Raw genomic sequence first — 21,106 nt, forward strand, 5'->3', positions numbered from 1 at the left:
ACACTGCTGCGCGACCGCACTGCGGCCGAGGGGTGCAACGATGGATTGGACGGCTTCGACCTGGTGGTGGCTGGGCACCGCGGCGCTGGTGGCCGCCGAGCTCGCCACCGGCACCTTCTACCTGCTGATGCTGGCGGTGGGCACCGCCGCCGCCGCGCTGGCCGCCCACGCCGGCTTGGGCCAGACCGGCCAGCTCATCACCGGCGCGCTGGTCGGCATCGCCGCGATCGCGGTGTGGCACCAGCGCCGCGGCCGGCCGGTCACCGACACCGCGGCGAACCCCGACGTGAACCTCGACATCGGCAGCCGCGTGCGCGTCGAGGCCTGGACGGCGGACGGCACCGCGCGCGTGCACTATCGCGGCGCGGCCTGGGACGCGCGCTTTGCCGGTCAGGGCGCGCCCGAGCCCGGCGAGCACGTGATCCGCGCCGTGCTCGGCAACCAGTTGATGCTCGATCGTCCCGGCGCCTGAAGGAGCCCCTGCATGGAACTCATCGCCCTCGTCTTCCTCGTCATCGCGGCGATCTTCGTCGTCCGCTCGATCAAGGTCGTGCCGCAGCAGAACGCCTGGGTCGTCGAACGGCTCGGCAAGTACCACGCGACGCTGACGCCGGGGTTGAACTTCCTGGTCCCCTTCGTCGACCGGCTGGCCTACCGCCATTCGCTCAAGGAGATCCCGCTCGACGTGCCGAGCCAGGTCTGCATCACGAAGGACAACACGCAGCTCACCGTCGACGGCATCCTGTACTTCCAGGTCACCGACCCGATGCGCGCGAGCTACGGTTCGTCGAACTACATCGTCGCCATCACGCAGCTCGCGCAGACCACGCTGCGCAGCGTGATCGGCCGCATGGAGCTCGACCGCACCTTCGAGGAGCGCAGCCAGATCAACTCCGGCGTCGTCGCCTCGCTCGACGAGGCGGCGCTGAACTGGGGCGTCAAGGTGCTGCGCTACGAGATCAAGGATCTGACGCCGCCGGCCGAAATCCTGCGCTCGATGCAGGCGCAGATCACCGCCGAGCGCGAGAAGCGCGCACTGATCGCCGCCAGCGAGGGCCGGCGCCAGGAGCAGATCAACATCGCCACCGGCGAACGCGAGGCCTCGATCGCGCGCTCCGAAGGCGAGAAGCAGGCCGAGATCAACAAGGCGCTCGGCGAGGCCGCCGCGATCACCGCGGTGGCCGATGCCACCGCCGACGCGATCCGCAAGATCGCCGCGGCGATCGAGCAGCCGGGCGGCAACCAGGCCGTGCAGCTGAAGGTCGCCGAGAAGGCGATCGACGCCTACGCGCACCTGGCGAAGACCAACAACACGATGATCGTGCCGGGCAACATGACCGAGGTCTCCGGCCTGATCGCCACCGCGATGGCGGTGATGCAGCGCGGCGGCCCCGCCGCCCCTGCGGCGCGGCCCTGAGCCGAGCTAGAATCCTGGGCTTGCTTCCCGGGAGGGGCAGCACATCCCTGCGGAGGGATGGATGAGCGGTTTAAGTCGCACGCCTGGAAAGCGTGTGTGGGTTAACAGCCCACCGCGGGTTCGAATCCCGCTCCCTCCGCCACGGCGTCTGCCGTCACCTCAAGCCACGGCCGTTGCCGTGGCACCGCGCACCAGGAACCAGAACATCAGGCTGCCGGCCGGCTGCCCGTTCTCGTCATTCACGCGCACTTCCCACGATTCTTCCAATTTGCCGTCCGCGTTGCGCCGCGTCATGCCGGTGGCCTTGGCGACATCGGCGCAGACGACGACGCGGTGGTCGATCCCGCCTTCGGGCAGCGGGATGTCGATGGTGTAGGTCTGCTTCTTCATGGCTCGCCCCTGGGGGGTCAATGGACGTCCAGTATGCGCGTCCAGCGGCGCAATCGCGCCACAAATCGAAACGGCGCCGCACCGCGCGGGCCGGACCTCCGAATGAGGGGTGCACCCGTTCACGCGAGCGGCCTTCGATAGACTGCGCGCTGGCCGGAATGACCGCGTCGCGGCGCCGGCTTTTCGTGCGAGGGAGGACTCCAGAATGATCGATGAAATGAACGGCCGCGCCGCGGCCGAGGCGGCGCTGCGGCCGTTGTCGGGTGGATTGCGTTTTCGCTTCGGCCCGAACGCCTTGTTCGACGGCACCACGGACGCCGACGACCTGTACGGAACCCAGGCCGACGACACGCTCAACGGCCGCGACGGCGACGACCTGCTGCAGGGATTCGGCGGCGACGATCTCCTCGATGGTGGCAGTGGCTCCGACAGCAGCTTCTACAGCGACGCCGTCGCCGGCGTGGTGGTCGATCTCGGCGCCGGCAGCGCCAGCGGCGGCGCCGGCAACGACCGCCTGATCTCGATCGAGAACGCATGGGGCTCGAGCTTCGACGATCGGCTGCTCGGTGGTGCAGGCGACAACGAGCTGTATGGCGGTCCCGGCGCCGATCACCTCGACGGCGGCGCGGGCGACGACTCGCTCGCCGGCGGTGAAGGCGATGACACGCTCGTCGGCGGCCTCGGCTCCGACTTCGCGGACTACAGCTTCGCACCCGGCGCCGTCGTCGTCGACCTGGCCCGCGGCGAGGCCCGTGGCGCCGACGGCCACGACACGCTGTCGTCCATCGAGGACGTGTTCGGCTCGTTCTTCGACGATACGCTGATCGGCTCCAGCGACAGAAACCTCTTCATCGGGTCCTTCGGCGACGACACGATCGACGGCGGCGGCTGGGAAGACTATGCCGGTTTCGCCTCGTCGCTGGACACGGTCGACATCACGCATGACCCGGTGACCGGCTGGCTGACGGTGTCCTCGGATCTCGACGGCACCGACCGCCTGCGTGACGTCGAGGTGCTGTTCTTCGGCACCGACATGGTCCTCGCCTCGCAGTTCACCACTCGCTCGGCACCGACGCCGGTGCACTTCAGCCCCGCCAATGGCACGCCCGACGTGCGTGTCGGCAGCGACCTGGTGCTGACCTTCAACGAGCCGATCCAGCGCGGCAGCGGCAGCATCGTGCTGCGCGACGGCGCCGGCGCCATCGTCGCCCGTTTCGACGCCGCGACCAGTCCGCAGCTGTCATTCGACGGCAGCCATCTGCGCATCGATCCGGTGCAGGCGTTGAAGCGCGACACGGCCTATTTCCTCGACCTCGGTGCCGGCACGGTGCTCGATCGGGAAGGCAACCCGAACGCTGCGCACCAGGACCACGGCTTCCGCACCCGCCACGACCTCGAGCTGTGGCTGGCCGAACCGGTCCGCGCCGGCGAAGCGGACGGCGCGCTGCGCGTCGAAGTGACGCTGAGCGAGGCCTCCACGCAGCCCGTCTCGGTAACGCTCGATATGAGCGGCGACGGAACGGCAGTGCCCGGCACCGACCTGGTCGGTGGATCCCGTGCGCTGACCTTCGCGCCCGGCCAGACCCGCATCGTCGTCGACCTGCCGATCACCGACGACGCCGCGTTCGAACCGGACGAGGTGTTCACGTTGACGCTGACGCGCGCGATCGGCGCAACGATCGGCGAGGCCAGCGCCGAGGCCGTCATCGTCGACGACGACAGCCCGTTCGCGGCCCTGCCCTCCGACCCGCTGCTGGCGCGGCAGTGGCACCTGTATCCGGACAGCGGCGTCAATGTGCTTGCGCTGTGGCCTGAATACGATGGCCGCGGCGTGCGCGTCGGGGTCTTCGACCAGGGCATCGACGCCAACCACGCGGACCTGGCGGGCAATGTCGACCAGGCGCGCGGCCGCCGCGCCGCAGACCTCCAGCCCGGAGGCCAGCCCGTGTCGAGCTGGGACAACCACGGCACCGCGGTCGCCGGCGTCATCGCCGCCGAGCGCGATGGCAGCGGCGCCGTCGGCATCGCCTACGGCGCCGACCTGGTGTCGCTCTACTCGGCGCTGGAGGCCGACTCGACGCTCACCGAGATCGAGAACGCCTTCAACTACGCGCTCGGCCTCGACGTGCTCAACAACAGCTGGGGCTTCGCGCCGCAGTACTACCTCGATGCGCCCTGGGCCTTCTTCGACAATTTCGACGACCCGGCCTTCGCCGGCAGCGGTTCGGCGTTGCGCAGGCTGGCCGAGGAAGGCCGCGGCGGCCTGGGCACGATCGTCGTGCAGTCGGCCGGCAACAGCTTCGAGTACGGTGACGACACCAACCTGCACAGCTTCCAGAACAGCCGCTACGTGATCACCGTCGCGGCGACCGACTACCACGGCACGGCGGCCGGCTATTCGTCGCCCGGCGCGTCGATCCTCGTTGCAGCGCCGGGCGGCGACGGCAGCGGCGGTGCGGGCGACATCCTGACGACCGACCGCAGCGGGCGTTCCGGCTATGACGGCGGCGATCACGTCAGCATCGCCGGCACGTCGTTCTCGGCGCCCGTGGTGTCCGGCGTCGTCGCGCTGATGCTGCAGGCCAACCCGCAGCTCGGCTATCGCGATGTCCAGGAGATCCTGGCGCTGAGCGCGCGCATCACCGATGCGCCGCACAACGACTGGCGCAGCAACGGCGCCTCCGGATGGAACGGCGGCGGCCTGCACTACGACGCGCAACAGCACGAGCTCGGTTTCGGCCTCGTCGATGCGCACGGCGCGGTGCGGCTGGCCGAGACCTGGCGCGCCCTGCCGGCCACGGCGGCCAACGCGGTCGAAGTCAGCGTCGGGCGGAACGTGCCGGCGGCGATCCCGGACGGCAGGTCGTCGGTGACGCAGTCGGTCGAGGTCACGCAGCGCCTGGTCGTCGAGCGCATCGAGGTCAGCTGCGACATCGAGCACAGCTATGTCGGCGACCTGTCGCTGCAGCTGGTCTCGCCGTCGGGCACCGAGAGCTGGATCCTGTCGCGGCCGGCGCAGGCCGACGAGTCGCCCTATGGCACCGACCAGGCCGATGTGAAGTTCACCTTCACCAGCGTGCTCAGTCTCGGCGAATCCTCGCTCGGCCGCTGGAGCCTGACGGTTTTCGACAACGCCGCGGCCGATGTCGGCACGCTGCGCTCATGGACGCTGAAGCTGATCGGCCATGCCGACGGCGCCGACGACGTGCATGTCTACACCGACGAGTTCGGCGAATCGGCCGCCGCCCAGCCGGCGCGTGCGCTGCTGTCCGACGCGGAAGGCAGCGACACGCTCAACGCCGCGGCGATCAGCTCGGACAGCCGGATCGACCTGAACCCCGGCGCCAGGAGCCGGCTCGACGGCCAGGCCCTGACCATCGCCGCCGGCACCCAGATCGAGACCGCCCTCGGCGGCGACGGCGACGATGCGCTGCTGGGCAATGCGCTGGCGAACACGCTGCGAGGCATGCGCGGCGACGACGAGCTGATCGGCCGCGGCGGCGACGACCAGCTCGACGGCGGCGCCGGCATCGACCTGGCGCGCTACAGCGGCCTGCGCGCTGCGTACACGCTGACGCACGAAGCGAGCGGCTGGCGCGTGGCCGACAACCAGGGCAGCGACGGCCGCGACGCGCTGCTCGGCATCGAGCGCATCGGATTCGGCGACGTCTCGCTGGCGCTCGACACCGGCCGCGACGGCCATGCCGGCGAAACCGCGCAGATCCTGCGCGCCGTGTTCGGCGCGTCGAGCCTGACGAACCGGACCTACGCCGGCATCGGGATCGAATTGCTCGACGGTGGCATGCGCTACGACACGCTGGTCGCCGCTGCGCTCGGCACCGACACCTTCGTGCAGCTCGCCGGCTCGCGCTCGAACACCGACTTCGTGCGCCTGGTGTATCGCAACGTCGTCGGCATCGAGGCCCCGGCAGCCGAGCTGGCGCTGTACGTCGGGCTGCTCGACAGCGGCGCCTACAGCCAGGCCGAGCTCGCGGCGCTGGCCTGCCGCGCCGACATCAATACCAACAGCGTCGAGCTGACCGGACTCGCCGACAGCGGGTTGGCCTACCTGCCCTCCGCCGGCTGACGCGGCGGGGGTGTCGGTTCAACCCGCCAGCCGCGGCGTCGCTGCGCGCGCCTGCTGCGCGGCCGCGTACAACGCGAGGTAGTCGCGCGCGGCGTGGTCCCAGGACAGATCCTGCGCCATGCCGCGCCGCATCATCGCGGTCCAGGCCTCGGCATCGCTGCGCGCGGCGAGCGCACGCCGCACCGCGGCTTCGAAGGCCGCGGTGCTGGCGGCGTCGAAGACGAAGCCGGTCGCGCCGTCCGTGACCGTGTCGGCCAGCCCGCCGACCCGGCGCACGATCGGCACGGTGCCGTAGCGCAGGCCGTACATCTGCGTCAGCCCGCACGGCTCGAAGCGCGACGGCACGGCGATCGCATCGGCCCCGGCGATCAGCTGGTGCGCGCGCGCCTCGTCGTAGCCGATGTGCGCGCGCACGCGGCCCGGGTGCATCTGCTCGGCCATCCGGAAGGCGGCTTCGAGCGCCGGCTCGCCGGTGCCCTGCACGGCGATCTGCACGCCCGCCGGCACCAGCGCCGGCAGCGCGCCGAGCACCAGGTCGAGCCCCTTCTGCGAGGTCAGGCGGCTGACGACGGCCACCAGCAGCGCGTCGTCGTCGACCTCGAGCCCCATCTGCCGCTGCAGCGCGCGGCGGCCACTGCGCTTGCCTTCGAGCCGCTCGGCGTCGTAGCGCTCGGCCAGCGCTGCATCCGTCGCCGGGTTCCAGACCTTGTCGTCGATGCCGTTGAGGATGCCGCTGACCTCGCTGCCGCGGCCGCGGATCACGCCGTCGAGCCCGAAGCCGAACTCGTGCGTCGAGATCTCGCGGGCGTAGTTCGGGCTGACGGTGGTGACGCGGTCGGCGAACTTCAGCCCCGCCTTCATGAACGACAGCTGGCCGTGGAACTCGAGCCCCGCCGGTGACATGAAGCGCGACGACAGGCCGAGCAGCGCCCAGTCGTGGTGCGGGAACAGCCCCTGGAAGGCCATGTTGTGCACCGTGAAGACGGTGGCCGCGGCCGTCGGCAGGTGGTCGGCGATGTAGGCACAGGCCATCGCCGCGTGCCAGTCGTGCGCGTGCACGATTTCGGGCACCCAGGCGGCATCGGCGTCTTCGGCCGCCAGGTGCGCGGCCACCCAGCCGAGCAGCGCGAAGCGGCGCAGGTTGTCGGGCCACTCGCTGCCGTCCGGCGCCTGGTACGGACCGCCCGCGCGCTTGTACAGGTGCGGTGCCTCGACGATGTAGACCGGCAGCTGGCTGCCCGGCATGCGCCCCAGCAGCAGGCGCGCGCGCAACGCGCCGAAGGCCGGCCCGATGTCGATCACCGGGCGCGCCGACTGCACCGCATCGAGGATCGGCGGCAGCCCCGGCAGCAGCAGCCGGACGTCGGCGCCGGCGGCGGCCAGCGCCGGCGGCAGCGCCGCGACGACATCGGCCAGGCCGCCCGTCTTGACCAGCGGGTAGATCTCCGCGGCGACGTGCAGCACCCGCATCAGCCGGCCACCATCGCGTCGAGCATCGAACGCGTCACCAGCGTGATGCCGTGCTCGCTGCGGTAGAAGTGGCGCGCGTCGGCCTCGGGATCCTGGCCGACCACCAGCCCATCCGGAATCGCGCAGCCGCGGTCGACGATCACCCGGTTGAGCTTGGCGCCACGGCCGACCACCGCGCCGGGCAGCAGCACCGACCAGTCGACCTCGGAGTGCGAATGGACGCGTACATTGGAGAACATCAGGCTGCGGTAGGCGTGGCCCGAGACGATGCAGCCGCCGGCCACCAGCGATTCGATCGCCATGCCGCGCCGGTTCTCCTCGTTGTGCACGAACTTCGCCGGCGGCAGCTGCGGCTGGTAGGTCCAGATCGGCCAGCGCGTGTCGTACAGGTCGAGCTCGGGCACGGTGGCGGTCAGGTCGATGTTGGCATCCCAGTACGCGTCGATCGTGCCGACGTCGCGCCAGTACGGCTGCGTGCCGGGCTTCGGGTTCACCGCGCTGAGCTCGAAGGGGTGGGCCACCGCGCAGCCATTCTTCACTGCCGCCGGAATGATGTCCTTGCCGAAGTCGTGGCTCGACGCCAGGTCGCTCATGTCGCGCTCGAGCTCCTTGTACAGATAACGCGCATTGAACACGTAGATGCCCATGCTGGCGAGCGCGCGGTCGGGCTTGCCGGGCATGGCCGGCGGATCGGCCGGCTTTTCGAGGAAGTCGACGATGCGCCGCTTGGCGTCGATCGCCATCACGCCGAAGTCGCGCGCCTCCTCGCGCGGCACCTCGATGCAGGCCACCGTGCATTCGCGGCCTTGTGCGACATGGTCGGCCAGCAGCAGCGCGTAGTTCATCTTGTAGATGTGGTCACCGGCGAGCACGACGATGTAGTCGGCACCGTAGGCGGCGAGGATGTCCTGGTTCTGGTAGACCGCGTCGGCGGTGCCGCGGTACCAGTGCTCCTCGTCGATGCGCTGCTGCGCCGGCAGCAGGTCGACGAACTCGTTCATCTCGCTCTTCAGGAAAGCCCAGCCGCGCTGCAGGTGGCGCAGCAGGCTGTGGCTCTTGTACTGCGTGATGACGCCGATGCGGCGGATGCCGGAATTGAGGCAGTTCGACAGCGGAAAGTCGACCAGCCGGAACTTGCCGCCGAAGTACACGGCCGGCTTGGCGCGGCGGTCGGTCAGTGACCTGAGGCGGCTGCCGCGGCCACCGGCCAGCACCAGCGCGACGGCGCGCTTCGGAAGGTCGAGGCTGGAGGCCAGTTCGCGGGTCGGCATCGTCGTTCTCCATTTGCCCCCGAGACGCCTGCGGCGTCGGCCCCCCGAGGGGGCGTCGTCGCCTTGGGGCGGCCCGGCGGCGACGGGGTCCTGCGATGGTGCCACGGCGAATGGCCCTCGTCGCCGGGGCGCAGGCCATGAATAATGCAATTCGCTCCGCGACCGCCCCCGGTCGCGCCTGTGCGTTCATCACGAGGACTCGCCATGGCTTCGAAGCTCGCGCTCCCGACCGATCCGCCGCTGCCCGAGCGCCTCGACCGGCACCTGCTCGACACCGTCGGCGTCGTGCCGGCGCAGGCCTCGACGGGCGCGCTGTCGCAGGCGCTGTCGCAGGTGGCGCGCGCCGAGCTGTCGCGGCGCTGGGTCGCCGGCGAGCAGGCCGACGGCGTCGCCAAGGCGCGGCGCGTGTACTACCTGTCGATGGAGTTCCTGATCGGTCGCAGCCTGGGCAACGCGGTGGCGGCGTTGGGGCTCGAGGGGCCGGCTGCGGAAAGTGTCGCGACGCATGCCCGCACGCTGGAAGACCTGCAGGCGCAGGAGCCCGATGCGGCGCTCGGCAACGGCGGCCTCGGGCGGCTGGCGGCCTGCTTTCTCGATTCGATGGCCACGCTCGGGCTGCCGTCCTTCGGCTACGGCATCCGCTACGAGTTCGGCATGTTCGCGCAGGAGATCCACGGCGGGCGCCAGGTCGAGTACCCCGACCCGTGGCTGGCCGACGGCACGCCGTGGGAGTTTCCGCGGCCCGAGACCACGCACCGCGTGCGCTTCGGCGGCTGGGTCGAGCGCGCCGAGGCGCCCGACGTGCCGCCGATCTGGCGCCACGCCGGTGAAGTCATGGCCAAGGCCTACGACCACGTGGTGCCCGGCCACGCGACCGACCGGGTCGCGACGCTGCGGCTGTGGAAGGCCGCCGCGCCGGCGCACATCGACCTGCATGCCTTCAACAGCGGCGACTACGCGCGCGCCGCCGAGTTCAAGAACGAGTACGAGAACATCTCCTGGGTGCTGTACCCGAACGACAGCACGCCGGCCGGCCGCGAGCTGCGGCTGCGCCAGGAATACTTCTTCACCTCGGCGTCGCTGCAGGACATCGTCGCGCGCCACCTGGCCGAGCACGGGCGGCTCGCGAACCTCGCCGAGCACGTCGCGATCCACTTGAACGACACGCATCCGGCGATCGGCGTCGCCGAGCTGATGCGGCTGCTGGTCGACGAGCAGGGCTTCAGCTGGGCGCCCGCCTGGGCCATGACGCGGCGCATCTTCAGCTACACCAACCACACGCTGATGCCCGAAGCGCTGGAGACCTGGAGCGTCGCGCTGATGCAGCAGGTGCTGCCGCGGCACCTCGAGATCATCTTCCGCATCAACCACGACTTCCTGCTCGAAGCCGGTGCGCAGCGTCCGGGTGACGCCGACTTCCTGCGCCGGATCTCGTTGATCGACGAGCACGGCGAGCGCCGCGTGCGCATGGCGCACCTGGCCGTTGTCGGCAGCCACCAGGTCAATGGCGTCTCGGCGCTGCACAGCGACCTGCTGGTGCACACGATCTTCGCGGACTTCGCCAACCTGTGGCCGGGGCGCTTCTGCAACGTGACCAACGGCGTCACGCCGCGGCGCTGGCTGGCGCAGGCCAACCGGGGACTGTCGGGCGTGCTCGATGCGCGGCTCGGGCCGGCCTGGCGGCGCGACCTCGGTGAGCTGCGGCGCCTGGCCGAGCACGCCGGCGATCCGGCGCTGCAGGCCGATGTGATGGCGGCCAAGCGGCAGAACAAGGCGCGCCTGGCGGCGCTGATCGACCGCGAGACCGGTATCGACGTCGACCCGGCCTCGCTCTTCGACGTGCAGGTCAAGCGCATCCACGAGTACAAGCGCCAGCTGCTCAACCTGCTGCACGCGGTGACGCGCTACCGCGCCATCCTGGCGCAGCCGCACGCCGCCTGGCAGCCGCGCACGGTGATCTTCGCCGGCAAGGCGGCGTCGAGCTACCACCGCGCCAAGCAGATCATCCGGCTGATCCACGACGTCGGCGCCGTCGTCAACGACGATGCGCGCATCGGTGGCCGGCTGAAGGTCGTGTTCGTGCCGAACTACGGCGTGGCCGCGGCCGAGCTGATCATGCCGGGCGCCGACCTGTCCGAGCAGATCTCGACCGCCGGCACCGAAGCCTCCGGTACCGGCAACATGAAGCTGGCGCTCAACGGCGCCCTGACGATCGGCACCGACGACGGCGCCAACATCGAGATCCGCCAGGCCGTCGGCGACTCGAACATCTTCATCTTCGGCAAGCGCACGCACGAGGTCGCGGCGATGCGCGCCGCCGGCTACCAGCCACTGCGGCTGTACGAGAGCAACCCGCAACTGAAGGGCGTGCTCGATTCGATCGCCGCCGGCGCGTTCTCGCCCGACGAGCCGACGCGGTACCGCGACCTGGTCGATTCGCTGCTCTGGGGCGGCGACCACTACCTGCTGCTGGCCGACTACGAGGACTACGTCGCCACCCAGGGCCGCGTCGACGCGCTCTATGCCGACCCCGCGGCCTGGGCTCGCAAGGCGATCCTGAACATCGCCGGCATGGGGCCGTTCTCTGCCGACCGCACGATCGGCGAGTACGCCGAGCGCATCTGGAGCCTGCCGGTGCGCAGTTGAACACCCGCGCTCGGGTGCGAGTGGAAACAGCGCTTGCCCCGGGGCCCTGCTGTTGCCACACTGACCGGGCTTCGTTGGGGTTGCATCGATGTACGGTCGCACGACCGGTCCACCGCTACCGCGCACGGTCGCCTGGCAACTGCTGCTGCCGATCGCGCTGGCCGGCGTGCTGGTCGCCGGCAGCATCCTCGCGCTGGTGGCCCACAGCCGGCGCCAGACGACCGAGCAGGTCGGCATCAACACCGGCCGGACAGTTGCTCACCAGATCCTGACGCTGCGCGCCTTCTACACCGCCGAGGTCGTCAGCCGTGCGCGCCGGGCCGGCATGGAGATCGACTGGGATTTTGAACACCGCGAGCACACGCTGCCGCTGCCTGCCACGCTGGTCAAGACGCTGGGCGAGAGCGTTGCCCGCGAGCATCCCGGCACCCACATCCGCCTGTTGTCGAACCATCCGTTCCCGAACCGGGTGCCGCATCAGCGGCTCGATGCCGTCGAGTCGCAGGCGCTCGCCGAGCTGGAGCGCAATCCGAAGCAACCGGTGCACCGGGTCGAGGACTACAGGGGCCGGCTCTCGGTGCGCTACATGGTGGCCGACACGATGTCCGCCGGCTGCGTCGCCTGCCACAACAGCCATCCGGCATCGCCCAGGCGCGACTGGAAGCTCGGCGACGTGCGCGGCATCGTCGAGGTCATCGTGCCGGTCGACGAGGTCGCCGCGAACATCGACCAGGCGGCACTGGCGATGGCCGCGCTGGTGATCGGCGGCTTCGGTGCGCTCGGCGCGACGCTGGTGCTGCTGATGCGGCGCGTCGTCACGCAGCCGCTCGGCGCAACGGTGCAAGTGCTCGAACGCATGGCCGCCGGTGACCACAGCGTGCAACCGCCGCAGCACCGGCTCGACGAGATCGGCCGGCTGATCGGCGGCATCGAGTCGCTGTTCACCGATGCGCAGCGCGCGCGTGAAGCCGCCGAGGTCGCGAACCAGGCCAAGACCACCTTCCTGGCCAACATGAGCCATGAGCTGCGCACGCCCTTGAACGCGGTGCTCGGTTATGCGCAGATCCTTCAGCTCGAGCCGGGCCTGAGCGCGCGCGCGGCCGCCGGCCTGGCGACGATCGTGCGCAGCGGCGAGCATCTGCTGTCGCTGATCAACGGCGTGCTGGACCTGGCGCGCATCGAATCGGGCAAGGTCGAGCTCGACCTGGACAGCGTGAACCTGCCCGCCCTGCTGGACGCGGTCAACGACATCATCCGGGTCCATGCCGAGGGCAAGGCGCTGGTCTACCGATTCGAGACCGTCGGTGCACTGCCCTGCGAGGTGCGCGCCGACGGCCGGCGCATCGAGCAGGTGCTGTTGAACCTGCTGGGCAATGCGGTGAAGTTCAGCGCGCGCGGCAGCGTGACCTTGCGCGTCGAGCGGCTCGACGATGCCGTCGCCGGCAACGCCGACGCCCGGCTGCGCTTTTCGGTGATCGACACCGGTATCGGCATCGCGCCGGCGCAGCTGGAGACGATCTTCCGCGCGTTCGAACAAGGCGCCGGCGTGCAGCGCCGTTACGGCGGCGCCGGGCTCGGGCTGGCGATCAGCCGGCAGCTCGTCGAGCTGATGCACGGGCGCATCGAGGTGCACAGCACACCGGGACAGGGCAGCCACTTCAGCTTCGAGCTGCTGCTGCCGGTGCAGCAGGCCGCGGCCGAAACGGTCACCGGGGCCTAACAGGCAAAAGGGGCGCCAGCGGCGCCCCTTCGTGTTGCTTGCGTGAACCGAACGATCAGTTCAGCGGGACCTTCTTGCCGTCCTTGTAGCTGTACAGCGTCATCGCCGGGTTCTTCAGCTCGCCATCGGCCTCGAAACCGATCTTGGTCGTCACGCCCTGCAGATTGGCCGCGCCGATCAGGGGGGTGTAGACCTTCGGGTCGATCGACTTGGCACGCTGCATCGCATCGACCAGCACGTGAACCGCGTCGTAGGTGTACGGCGAGTAGACCTGGAACTGGTTCGGGTACTTCTTGTCGTAGCGGTCCTTCCAGGCCTTGCCGCCGGGCATCTTCTCCAGCGAAGCACCGCCCTCGGCGCAGACCACGTTGCCCAGCGTCTTGGCGCCGCCCGACAGCTCGGCGAGCTTGGCCGTGCAGATGCCGTCGCCGCCGAAGAACTTGACGTTCGCCAGACCCAGCTGCTCCATCTGGCGCAGCATCGGGCCGGCTTGCGGGTCCATGCCGCCGTAGAAGATGCCGTCCGGCGCCTTGGCCTTGATGGCCGTCAGGATGGCCATGAAGTCGGTGGCCTTGTCGGTCGTGAACTGCTCGTCGACGATCGTGATGCCCTTCTGCTGCGCGGTCTTCTTGAAGACCTCGGCAACGCCCTGGCCGTAGGCGGTGCGGTCATCGATGATCGCGATCTTCTTCAGCTTCAGGTTGTTCGACGCGTGCAGCGCCAGGCCGGCACCGAGCGCGTTGTCGTTGGCCAGCAGCCGGAAGGTGGTCTTGTAGCCCTGCTGCGTCAGCTTCGGGTTCGTCGCCGACGGCGTGACGTGGGGAATGCCGCACTGGTTGTAGACCGTCGACGCGGGAATCGTCGTGCCCGAGTTCAGGTGGCCGACGACGCCGGCGACCTTGGCGTCGCACAGCTTCTGCGCCGCGGCGGTGCCCTGCTTCGGATCGGCGGCATCGTCTTCGGCCACCAGCTCCAGCTTGTACTTCTTGCCGCCGATCGTCACGCCCTTGGCGTTCAGATCCTCGACGGCCATGCGGGCGCCGTTCTCGTTGTCCTTGCCGTAGTGCGCTTGCGCGCCGGAGACCGGGCCGACGTGGCCGATCTTCAGGACATCCTGCGCCATCGAGACGCCGGCGAACAGGGTTGCGGATGCGGCGACGAGGAGCTTCAATTTGAATTGCATGCAGATACCTCCGGATGGAATGTTGAGACTTTAGGAACGTCCAGGGGGTGGGTGTTTCTCAACGGGCGCAACGTTACTCCAATTGTCTAGACACCCCATATCGGGAATCCTCGGGGAAGCTGTGCCGACGCAAGCCTCGTGCCGAAGAACCCACCGTGGCCGGCCGCGAAGCCTGGAAAAGCCTCGCCGCGGCTGAGCTGCACAACGCGGCGCGCCGGCAGCGCGACGACCTCAGTCGCCCTGACTTCGGGTAAGCACTTGTGCCGCGGATGCTGCAGCCGCATCGTGGAGCTGCGGCTTGAAGCCGGCGGCGAGGTAGTCGCGCCAGCGTTGCCGGCCAAAGCGCGCGTCCTCGTCGTCGCTGCCGACGAGATCGATCACGCGCGCGAAGCGATCGAACCCGGGCGCGATGCCGGGGCCGAGGTTGACCAGCACCTGCGGCGCGGCCCAGTCCTCGATGCCATCGGCCAGCCAGATCGGCGTGCGCGCTTCCAGCAGCGGGTCGGGCGCTGCGCCAGCGCGCAGCCGGGCATGCGGCAGGAACTCCTCGTGCTCGAAGGTCCACAGCAGCACGTCGAGCCGGTTCAGCGCCTCGGGCGCACCGGTCACGACGACCTGCGCACCCTGGCGCCAGGCCTTGCGCAACAGCCGGCAGGCATAAGCCGGCTTGTCGGCAAGGCCGGTGTGGAAGGCGACTTCCGTGGTCACTTTTCCGTGGTCACTTCACCTGCGAGAGCACGAAGTGGGTCAGCAGGCCGACCGGCCGGCCGGTCGCGCCCTTCGCGGCGCCGGACTTCCATGCCGTGCCGGCGATGTCCAGGTGCGCCCAGCGCAGCTTCGAAGTGAAGCGCTTGAGGAACATCGCCGCGGTGATCGCACCGCCGGCGCGGCCGCCGATGTTGGCCATGTCGGCGAAGTTGCTCTTCAGCCCTTCGTCGTAGTCCTCGTCGACCGGCATGCGCCAGCACGGGTCGAGCGCCGCATCGCCGGCGGCCAGCAGCTCGGCGGCCAGCGCGTCGTCGGCACTGAAGAGGCCTGATCGGTGGTTGCCGAGCGCGATCACGCAGGCGCCGGTCAGCGTCGCGATGTCGACGACCACCGCGGGCTTGAAGCGCTCGGTGTAGGTCAGCGCATCGCACAGGATCAGCCGGCCCTCGGCGTCGGTGTTCAGGATCTCGATGGTCTGGCCCGACAGGCTGGTCACCACGTCGCCCGGCTTGACCGCGCGGCCGCCCGGCATGTTCTCGGTGGCCGCAACGATGCCGACGACGTTGAGCTTGGGCTTGAGCTGCGCGATCGCGCGCATCGTGCCGATCACGCTGGCCGCGCCGCCCATGTCGAACTTCATCTCGTCCATCTCGGCACCGGGCTTGAGCGAGATGCCGCCGGTGTCGAAGGTGATGCCCTTGCCGACCAGCACCACCGGCGCGGCCGACTTCGCGGCGCCCTGGTAGTGCATGACGATGAAGCGCGGCGGCTCGTCCGAGCCCTGCGCGACGGCGAGGAACGAGCCCATGCCGATCGCTTCGATCGCCTTCTTGTCGAGCACCTCGATGCGCAGGCCGTTGGCCTTGGCCATCTTGCGTGCTTCGTTGGCGAGGATCGTCGGCGTGCAGTGGTTGCCCGGGCGATTGGCCAGCTCGCGCGCCAGCGTCACGCCCTCGACGATCGCCGCGGCGCGCTCGAAGCCGCCGTTGAGCGCGCTGCCCTCGGCCTTCGTGCCGGCCAGCAGCGTCAGCTTCTCGAGCTTCGGTGCGGGCGGCGCGCTGGGCTTGGTGGTGCGGTAGAGGTAGACCGCGTCGCCGGCGGCGGCGGCCACGGCCTCGGCATGCACGCCCTGCAGTTCGCCGAAGCCGGCCAGCTGGATCGCGACATGCTTGACGCCCAACCCCTTGAGCGCGCCGAAGCCGGCGGCCGCGGCGGCCTTCAGCGCCTTCGCGCTCGCGTTGGCCGCATGCGCCACCGCCACGCGCGGCGCCTTGACGCCATCGACCGCGCGCAGGTAGGCGAGCTTGCCGCTCTTGAATGCATAGTCGTCGAGTGCGACGGCCTGCTCGATCGCCTTGGCCAGGGGTTCATCCAATCCCGCGGGCAGCTTGTCGCCGGCCAGCACGATCAGCAAGGCGTCCGCGTTGAAGCGGCTCGTGGCCCCGGGCGCGGTCACTTGAGTACGGAAGTCCATAATTCGTACAAGTATGAAGAGCCGATGATGTTATTCGATTCGACAGTGCGCCGAGAGCTGGCGCGGAGTTTCGGCGCGACGCTGGTCGTCGTGCTCACGATCGTGATCACGATGATGCTGATCCGCACCGTCGGCCAGGCCGCGGGCGGCGTCGTCGCGCCCGAGGATGTCGTTCTGGTGCTGGGTTATTCGGCGCTCGGCCACCTGCCGACGATGATCACGCTGTCGCTGTTCATCGCTGTCGTGCTGTCGCTGGGCCGCATGTACCGCGACAGCGAGATGGCGATCTGGTTTTCGTCGGGCGTCGGCCTGGCGCGCTTCGCGCGGCCGGTGCTGCGCATGGCCTGGCCGGTGCTGCTGGTGGTCGGCGTGCTGCTGCTCTTCGTCTGGCCCTGGGGCAACCGCAGCAGCACCGAGCTGCGCCAGCGCTACGAGCAGCGCTCCGACCTGTCGCGCGTGGCGCCCGGCGTGTTCCAGACCTCGCGCGACGGCAACCGGGTCTTCTTCGTCGACCGCGCCAGCCATGAAGGCAGCGACGGCCACAACGTCTTCATCCTGATGCGCAAGGCGGCGCTGGAATCGGTCACCGCGGCGCGCACCGGCCGGCTCGAGGTCATCGACGGCGACCGTATGCTGATCCTCGAGAACGGCCAGCGCAACGAGATCGACACGGCCGCGCGCACACGCACGCTGGCGGCCTTCGACAGCTACCGCGTGCTGGCCGACGAGCGCTCGGTGCGCGAAGCCAGCGCCAAGCCGCCGCGCACGCTGGCGACGCTGGCGCTGATCCAGGACCCGACGCCGCGCCACCAGGGCGAGCTGGCGTGGCGCTTCGGCCTGCTGTTCGCCGCCGCGAACCTGCTGCTGCTGGGCCTGGGCCTGGCGGCGACGAACCCGCGCCGCGCGAGCAACTGGAACCTGCTCTTCGCGCTGCTTGCCTTCATCGTCTACTTCAACCTGATCAACCTGTCGCAGGCCTGGATCGCCGGCGGCCGCTTCGGCTTCGCGCCGGTGATGCTCGTGCTGCACGGCGGTGGCTTCGCGCTGGCGCTGGCGCTGGTCTGGTGGCGCGACAACGGCACGACGCTGTGGCCCTCGTCGCGCAAGGCGGCCGCGGCATGAAGACGGTGCGCAGGCTGCTGTATCGCGACATCGCGTGGTCGGTCGCCTTCGTCGCGATCGCCTTCCTGTCACTGTTCTTCTTCATCGACGTCGTCGACGAGCTCGACAGCATCGGCCGCGACGGCTACACGCTCGGCTACGCGATGCTGCGCTCGCTGTTCGAGCTGCCGGGGCACTTCTACGAACTGTTCCCGATCGCGGTGCTGATCGGCACGATCTACGCGATGGCGCGGCTCGCGCAGTCGTCGGAGTTCACGATCCTGCGCACCGGCGGCCTGGGGCCCGGGCGGGCGCTGGCGCTGCTCGCGGTGCCCGGTGTCGTCTTCGCCGCGCTGACCTTCGTCGTCGGCGACTACGTGTCGCCGTGGACCGAGCGCGAGGCGGTTCTGCTGAAGCACCGCGGCGGCGTTGCGCCGGGCCGCGGCGGCGCCTGGCTGAAGGAGCGCCGCAGCGACCCGCAAGGCCTGCGCAACGTCTCGGTCAATGTCGCCAGCATCGATGCGGGCGGCGAGCTGCACGGCATCCGCATCTTCGAGTTCGATGGCGACGGCCGGCTGCGTTCGCAGATCGCTGCGCGCAGCGGCAGCGTCGGCGCCGAGGGCCAGTGGCGGCTGCGCGAGGTGCAGCGCACCGATTGGCCGGTGCCCGACGAAGCCGGCGACAACGCGCGGCTGACGATGCAAACGCATGCCGAGCTGATGTGGCGCTCGACGCTGGATGCCAACGTCGTCGCCGCCGCGCTGCTGCCGGTGCAGACGATGTCGACCGTCGAGCTGTGGCGCTACAGCGCGCACCTGACCGACCAGGACCAGGCCACGCAGCGCCACGAGATCCAGTTCTGGAAGAAGGCCTTCTATCCGCTGGCCTGCGTCGTGATGGTCGCGCTGGCACTGCCCTTCGCCTACCTGCATGCGCGCTCGGGCGCGGTCAGCTACAAGGTCTTCGGCGGCATCATGCTCGGCATCGGCTTCGTGCTGCTGAACAACGTCTCCGGGCACCTGGGCGTGCTGAAGCAATGGACACCGTGGCTGGTGGCCGCCGCACCGAGTCTTCTCTTCCTGTTGTTGTCGATGGCCGCGTTCGCGTGGCTGGTGAGGTATCGATGAGTGTTGTCGAAGGCGGCCCGCGCGGCCTGCTGCTGTTTGCGCATGGTGCGCGTGATCCGGCCTGGGCGCGGCCCTTCGAGGCAGTGGCCGCGCGCTGCCGCGCCGCGCGGCCCGCGATGCCGGTGCAACTGGCCTTCCTCGACTTCATGGCACCCGGCCTGATCGAGGCCGGCCAGCGGCTCGCGGCCGAAGGCTGCAAGAGCGTCGACGTGCTGCCGCTGTTTCTCGGTGCCGGCGGCCACGTGCGCAAGGACGTGCCGGTGCTGCTGGCGCAGCTCGAAGCCGAGCTGCCCAAGGTGCGCTGGCTGCTGCATCCGGCGGTGGGCGAAGCCGCGGCGCTGATCGAAGCGATGGCGGCGATCGCGCTCGACGCCGCCACCCTGCCCGTGCTGAACACGCGATGAACCTGCACCAGTTCCGCTTTGCGCAGGAAGCGGTGCGCCGCGGCCTGAACCTGACCGAAACCGCGAAGGCGCTGCACACCTCGCAGCCGGGCATCAGCAAGGCGATCCTCGAGCTCGAGGAAGAGCTCGGCGTCGACATCTTCGCGCGCCACGGCAAGCGCATCCGCCGCGTCACCGAGCCCGGACAGCTGGTGCTGAAGTCGATCGAGATCATCATGCGCGAGGTCGCCAACCTGAAGCGCATCGGCGAGGAGTTCTCGAAGCAGGACGCCGGCACGCTGTCGATCGCGACGACGCATTCGCAGGCCCGCTACTTCCTGCCCGAGCCGGTGGCGCAGCTGCGGCGCAAGCTGCCGAAGGTGCAGGTCGTGCTGCACCAGGGCACCCCGGGCGACGTGGCGCGCATGCTGGCCGACGACGTCGCCGAGATCGGCGTTGCGACCGAGTCGCTGGCCGATGTCGAGGGCCTGGTGACGCTGCCGTGCTACCAATGGCAGCACGTGCTGGTGGTGCCGGCGCAGCATCCGCTGGCGCAGGTCGAGCGGCCGACGCTGGAGCAGCTGGCCGCCGAGCCGCTGGTGACCTACCACCCGACCTTCAGCGGCCGCTCGCGCATCGATGCCGCCTTCAACCGCGCGCGGCTGAAACCGAACATCGCGCTCGAGGCGATCGATGCCGACGTGATCAAGACCTACGTGCGGCTGGGCATCGGCGTCGGCGTCGTCTCCGAGATGGCGGTGCGCGACGACCCGCCCGGCGGCGAGCTGGCGTGGCGGCCGGTCGGCCACCTGTTCGGCAACAACACCTCGCGCGTCGCCTTCAAGCGCGGCGCCTACCTGCGCCACTTCGTCTACGCTTTCGCCGAGCTGCTGTCGGACCGCCTGACGCGGCCGCTGATCGAGCGCGCGATGGGTGGGGATGCCGACTCCTACGATCTCTGAAATCCAGCCATGAAGACACCCCACCCACCGACCCGCCTGCCGAACGTCGGCACGACGATCTTCACCGTGATGTCCGCGCTGGCCGCCGAGCACGGCGCGGTCAACCTCGGCCAGGGCTTTCCGGACTTCGATTGCGATCCGCGGCTCATCGACGCGGTGTCGCAATCGATGCGCGAAGGCCTGAACCAGTACCCGCCGATGATCGGCGTGCCGGCACTGCGTGACGGCATCGCGGCGAAGATCGCGGCGCTGTACCACCACCGCTACGACGCCGGCAGCGAGATCACGATCACCGCCGGCGCAACGCAGGCGATCCTGACTGCCGTGCTGGCGATCACCGGTCCCGGCGACGAGGTGATCGTGCTCGACCCGTGCTACGACAGCTACGTGCCGAACATCGAGCTCGCCGGCGGCGTGGCCGTGCGCGTGCCTTTGACGGAAGGCAGCTTCCGGCCCGACTTCGCGGCCATCGGCGCGGCGCTCACGCCGCGCACGCGGGCGATCATCGTCAACACGCCGCACAACCCCAGCGGCACGGTCTGGCATGCGTCCGACCTGCAGGCGTTGGCCGAGCTGCTGCGGCCGACCGAGGTGGTGGTCATCGGCGACGAGGTCTACGAGCACATGGTCTACGACGGCGTCGCGCATGCCAGCATGGCCACGGTGCCCGAGCTCGCCGCGCGCAGCTTCGTGATCTCGAGCTTCGGCAAGACCTACCACGTCACCGGCTGGAAGGTCGGCTACGTCGCCGCGCCGGCGCCGCTGATGGCCGAGTTCCGCAAGGTGCACCAGTTCAACGTCTTCACCGTCAACACGCCGATGCAGCACGGCCTGGCCCGCCACTTGGCGGATCCGGCGCCGTACCGCGAGCTGCCGGCCTTCTATCAACACAAGCGCGACCTGTTCCGCAGCGGCTTGGGCGGCACGCGCTTCCGCCTGCTGCCCAGTGAAGGCAGCTACTTCCAGTGCGTCGACTACAGCGCGATCAGTTCGCTCGGCGAGACCGATTTCTGCCGCTGGCTGACGGCCGAGATCGGCGTCGCGGCGATCCCGCTGTCGGCCTTCTATGGCGACGGCCGCGACCAGGGGCTGGTGCGCTTCTGCTACGCCAAGCGCGACGAGACGCTGCGCAGCGCGCTCGATCGGCTGTCGACGCTGTAGGCCGGT

The 21,106-nt window shown here is 69.8% G+C and carries 16 protein-coding genes and 1 tRNA gene; 11 read left to right on the plus strand and 6 right to left on the minus strand.

The features are described 5' to 3' along the window. Positions 1–40: 40 nt before the first annotated feature. From HLB44_RS22830 to HLB44_RS22840, 3 genes are all read left to right on the plus strand, one after another. Entirely contained in the window at positions 41–472 is a 432-nt protein-coding gene (locus tag HLB44_RS22830; protein ID WP_173127580.1) for an NfeD family protein, read from the plus strand. Between the two features lie 12 nt (positions 473–484). Continuing rightward, positions 485–1,417, plus strand: a complete 933-nt coding sequence (locus HLB44_RS22835) for an SPFH domain-containing protein (protein ID WP_173127583.1) — start codon at positions 485–487, stop codon at positions 1,415–1,417. Between the two features lie 51 nt (positions 1,418–1,468). Further along, positions 1,469–1,559, plus strand: a tRNA-Ser gene (locus HLB44_RS22840). 17 nt (positions 1,560–1,576) lie between these two features. Here the strand turns inward: HLB44_RS22840 and HLB44_RS22845 are convergent. Continuing rightward, positions 1,577–1,807 carry a hypothetical protein gene (locus tag HLB44_RS22845; RefSeq protein WP_173127586.1) on the minus strand — a complete coding sequence of 77 codons (231 nt, stop codon included), beginning with the start codon at positions 1,805–1,807 and terminating at the stop codon, positions 1,577–1,579. Between the two features lie 205 nt (positions 1,808–2,012). On the opposite strand from HLB44_RS22845, the gene HLB44_RS22850 reads away from it, so the two are divergent. Next, entirely contained in the window at positions 2,013–5,894 is a 3,882-nt protein-coding gene (locus tag HLB44_RS22850) for a S8 family serine peptidase (RefSeq protein WP_173127589.1), read from the plus strand. Between the two features lie 18 nt (positions 5,895–5,912). Here the strand turns inward: HLB44_RS22850 and glgA are convergent, their stop codons facing one another. Continuing rightward, positions 5,913–7,364 (minus strand): glycogen synthase GlgA, encoded by a 1,452-nt coding sequence (gene glgA, locus HLB44_RS22855; protein WP_173127592.1) that lies wholly within the window; start codon positions 7,362–7,364, stop codon positions 5,913–5,915. After that, the gene (glgC, locus tag HLB44_RS22860; protein ID WP_173127595.1) at positions 7,364–8,635 is read right to left on the minus strand and encodes a glucose-1-phosphate adenylyltransferase; all 1,272 of its coding nucleotides are present in this window, start codon (positions 8,633–8,635) and stop codon (positions 7,364–7,366) included. The genes glgA and glgC overlap by 1 nt, the downstream gene beginning before the upstream one ends. 204 nt (positions 8,636–8,839) lie before the next feature. On the opposite strand from glgC, the gene HLB44_RS22865 reads away from it, so the two are divergent. Beyond that, positions 8,840–11,281: a glycogen/starch/alpha-glucan phosphorylase gene (locus HLB44_RS22865; protein ID WP_173127597.1), complete on the plus strand. Its 2,442-nt coding sequence runs from the start codon at positions 8,840–8,842 to the stop codon at positions 11,279–11,281. Positions 11,282–11,369: 88 nt separating this feature from the next. After that, positions 11,370–13,001, plus strand: coding sequence for a sensor histidine kinase (locus HLB44_RS22870; RefSeq protein WP_173127601.1), 1,632 nt, complete (start codon positions 11,370–11,372; stop codon positions 12,999–13,001). Between the two features lie 55 nt (positions 13,002–13,056). On the opposite strand, the gene HLB44_RS22875 is transcribed toward HLB44_RS22870, so the two are convergent. The 3 genes from HLB44_RS22875 to HLB44_RS22885 form a co-directional block, all read right to left on the minus strand. Then, positions 13,057–14,184 carry a branched-chain amino acid ABC transporter substrate-binding protein gene (locus HLB44_RS22875; protein ID WP_173127604.1) on the minus strand — a complete coding sequence of 376 codons (1,128 nt, stop codon included), beginning with the start codon at positions 14,182–14,184 and terminating at the stop codon, positions 13,057–13,059. A gap of 231 nt (positions 14,185–14,415) precedes the next feature. Continuing rightward, the gene (locus tag HLB44_RS22880; protein WP_173127607.1) at positions 14,416–14,892 is read right to left on the minus strand and encodes a DNA polymerase III subunit chi; all 477 of its coding nucleotides are present in this window, start codon (positions 14,890–14,892) and stop codon (positions 14,416–14,418) included. Between the two features lie 10 nt (positions 14,893–14,902). Continuing rightward, positions 14,903–16,366: a leucyl aminopeptidase gene (locus tag HLB44_RS22885; RefSeq protein ID WP_173127610.1), complete on the minus strand. Its 1,464-nt coding sequence runs from the start codon at positions 16,364–16,366 to the stop codon at positions 14,903–14,905. A gap of 24 nt (positions 16,367–16,390) precedes the next feature. Between HLB44_RS22885 and lptF the strand changes: the two genes are divergently transcribed. Genes lptF through HLB44_RS22910 form a run of 5 tightly spaced genes read left to right on the plus strand, consistent with a single transcriptional unit; the run spans position 16,391 to position 21,100 of the window. Further along, the gene (gene lptF / locus HLB44_RS22890) at positions 16,391–17,488 is read left to right on the plus strand and encodes an LPS export ABC transporter permease LptF (protein WP_343051492.1); all 1,098 of its coding nucleotides are present in this window, start codon (positions 16,391–16,393) and stop codon (positions 17,486–17,488) included. Then, positions 17,485–18,594, plus strand: a complete 1,110-nt coding sequence (gene lptG, locus HLB44_RS22895) for an LPS export ABC transporter permease LptG (RefSeq protein WP_173127613.1) — start codon at positions 17,485–17,487, stop codon at positions 18,592–18,594. The genes lptF and lptG overlap by 4 nt, the downstream gene beginning before the upstream one ends. After that, positions 18,591–18,998, plus strand: coding sequence for a sirohydrochlorin chelatase (locus tag HLB44_RS22900; RefSeq protein ID WP_173127615.1), 408 nt, complete (start codon positions 18,591–18,593; stop codon positions 18,996–18,998). The genes lptG and HLB44_RS22900 overlap by 4 nt, the downstream gene beginning before the upstream one ends. Then, a complete protein-coding gene (locus HLB44_RS22905; RefSeq protein ID WP_173127619.1) occupies positions 18,995–19,939 on the plus strand; it encodes a CysB family HTH-type transcriptional regulator in 945 nt (314 codons plus the stop codon). Before HLB44_RS22900 ends, HLB44_RS22905 begins: the two co-directional genes overlap by 4 nt. Positions 19,940–19,948: 9 nt before the next feature. Next, a complete protein-coding gene (locus HLB44_RS22910; protein ID WP_173127622.1) occupies positions 19,949–21,100 on the plus strand; it encodes a pyridoxal phosphate-dependent aminotransferase in 1,152 nt (383 codons plus the stop codon). Positions 21,101–21,106: the final 6 nt, after the last annotated feature.

Origin of the sequence: Pseudaquabacterium terrae (genome assembly GCF_013266755.1) — a bacterium.
In the GTDB taxonomy this organism is placed as follows: domain Bacteria; phylum Pseudomonadota; class Gammaproteobacteria; order Burkholderiales; family Burkholderiaceae_C; genus Pseudaquabacterium; species Pseudaquabacterium terrae.

Coding starts and splice junctions, on each gene's coding strand:
- HLB44_RS22830 (WP_173127580.1), top strand. CDS start 41: ATGGATTGGACGGCTTCGACCTGGTGGTGGCTGGGCACCGCGGCGCTG.
- HLB44_RS22835 (WP_173127583.1), top strand. CDS start 485: ATGGAACTCATCGCCCTCGTCTTCCTCGTCATCGCGGCGATCTTCGTC.
- HLB44_RS22845 (WP_173127586.1), bottom strand. CDS start 1,807: ATGAAGAAGCAGACCTACACCATCGACATCCCGCTGCCCGAAGGCGGG.
- HLB44_RS22850 (WP_173127589.1), top strand. CDS start 2,013: ATGATCGATGAAATGAACGGCCGCGCCGCGGCCGAGGCGGCGCTGCGG.
- glgA (WP_173127592.1), bottom strand. CDS start 7,364: ATGCGGGTGCTGCACGTCGCCGCGGAGATCTACCCGCTGGTCAAGACG.
- glgC (WP_173127595.1), bottom strand. CDS start 8,635: ATGCCGACCCGCGAACTGGCCTCCAGCCTCGACCTTCCGAAGCGCGCC.
- HLB44_RS22865 (WP_173127597.1), top strand. CDS start 8,840: ATGGCTTCGAAGCTCGCGCTCCCGACCGATCCGCCGCTGCCCGAGCGC.
- HLB44_RS22870 (WP_173127601.1), top strand. CDS start 11,370: ATGTACGGTCGCACGACCGGTCCACCGCTACCGCGCACGGTCGCCTGG.
- HLB44_RS22875 (WP_173127604.1), bottom strand. CDS start 14,184: ATGCAATTCAAATTGAAGCTCCTCGTCGCCGCATCCGCAACCCTGTTC.
- HLB44_RS22885 (WP_173127610.1), bottom strand. CDS start 16,366: ATGGACTTCCGTACTCAAGTGACCGCGCCCGGGGCCACGAGCCGCTTC.
- lptF (WP_343051492.1), top strand. CDS start 16,391: ATGATGTTATTCGATTCGACAGTGCGCCGAGAGCTGGCGCGGAGTTTC.
- lptG (WP_173127613.1), top strand. CDS start 17,485: ATGAAGACGGTGCGCAGGCTGCTGTATCGCGACATCGCGTGGTCGGTC.
- HLB44_RS22900 (WP_173127615.1), top strand. CDS start 18,591: ATGAGTGTTGTCGAAGGCGGCCCGCGCGGCCTGCTGCTGTTTGCGCAT.
- HLB44_RS22905 (WP_173127619.1), top strand. CDS start 18,995: ATGAACCTGCACCAGTTCCGCTTTGCGCAGGAAGCGGTGCGCCGCGGC.
- HLB44_RS22910 (WP_173127622.1), top strand. CDS start 19,949: ATGAAGACACCCCACCCACCGACCCGCCTGCCGAACGTCGGCACGACG.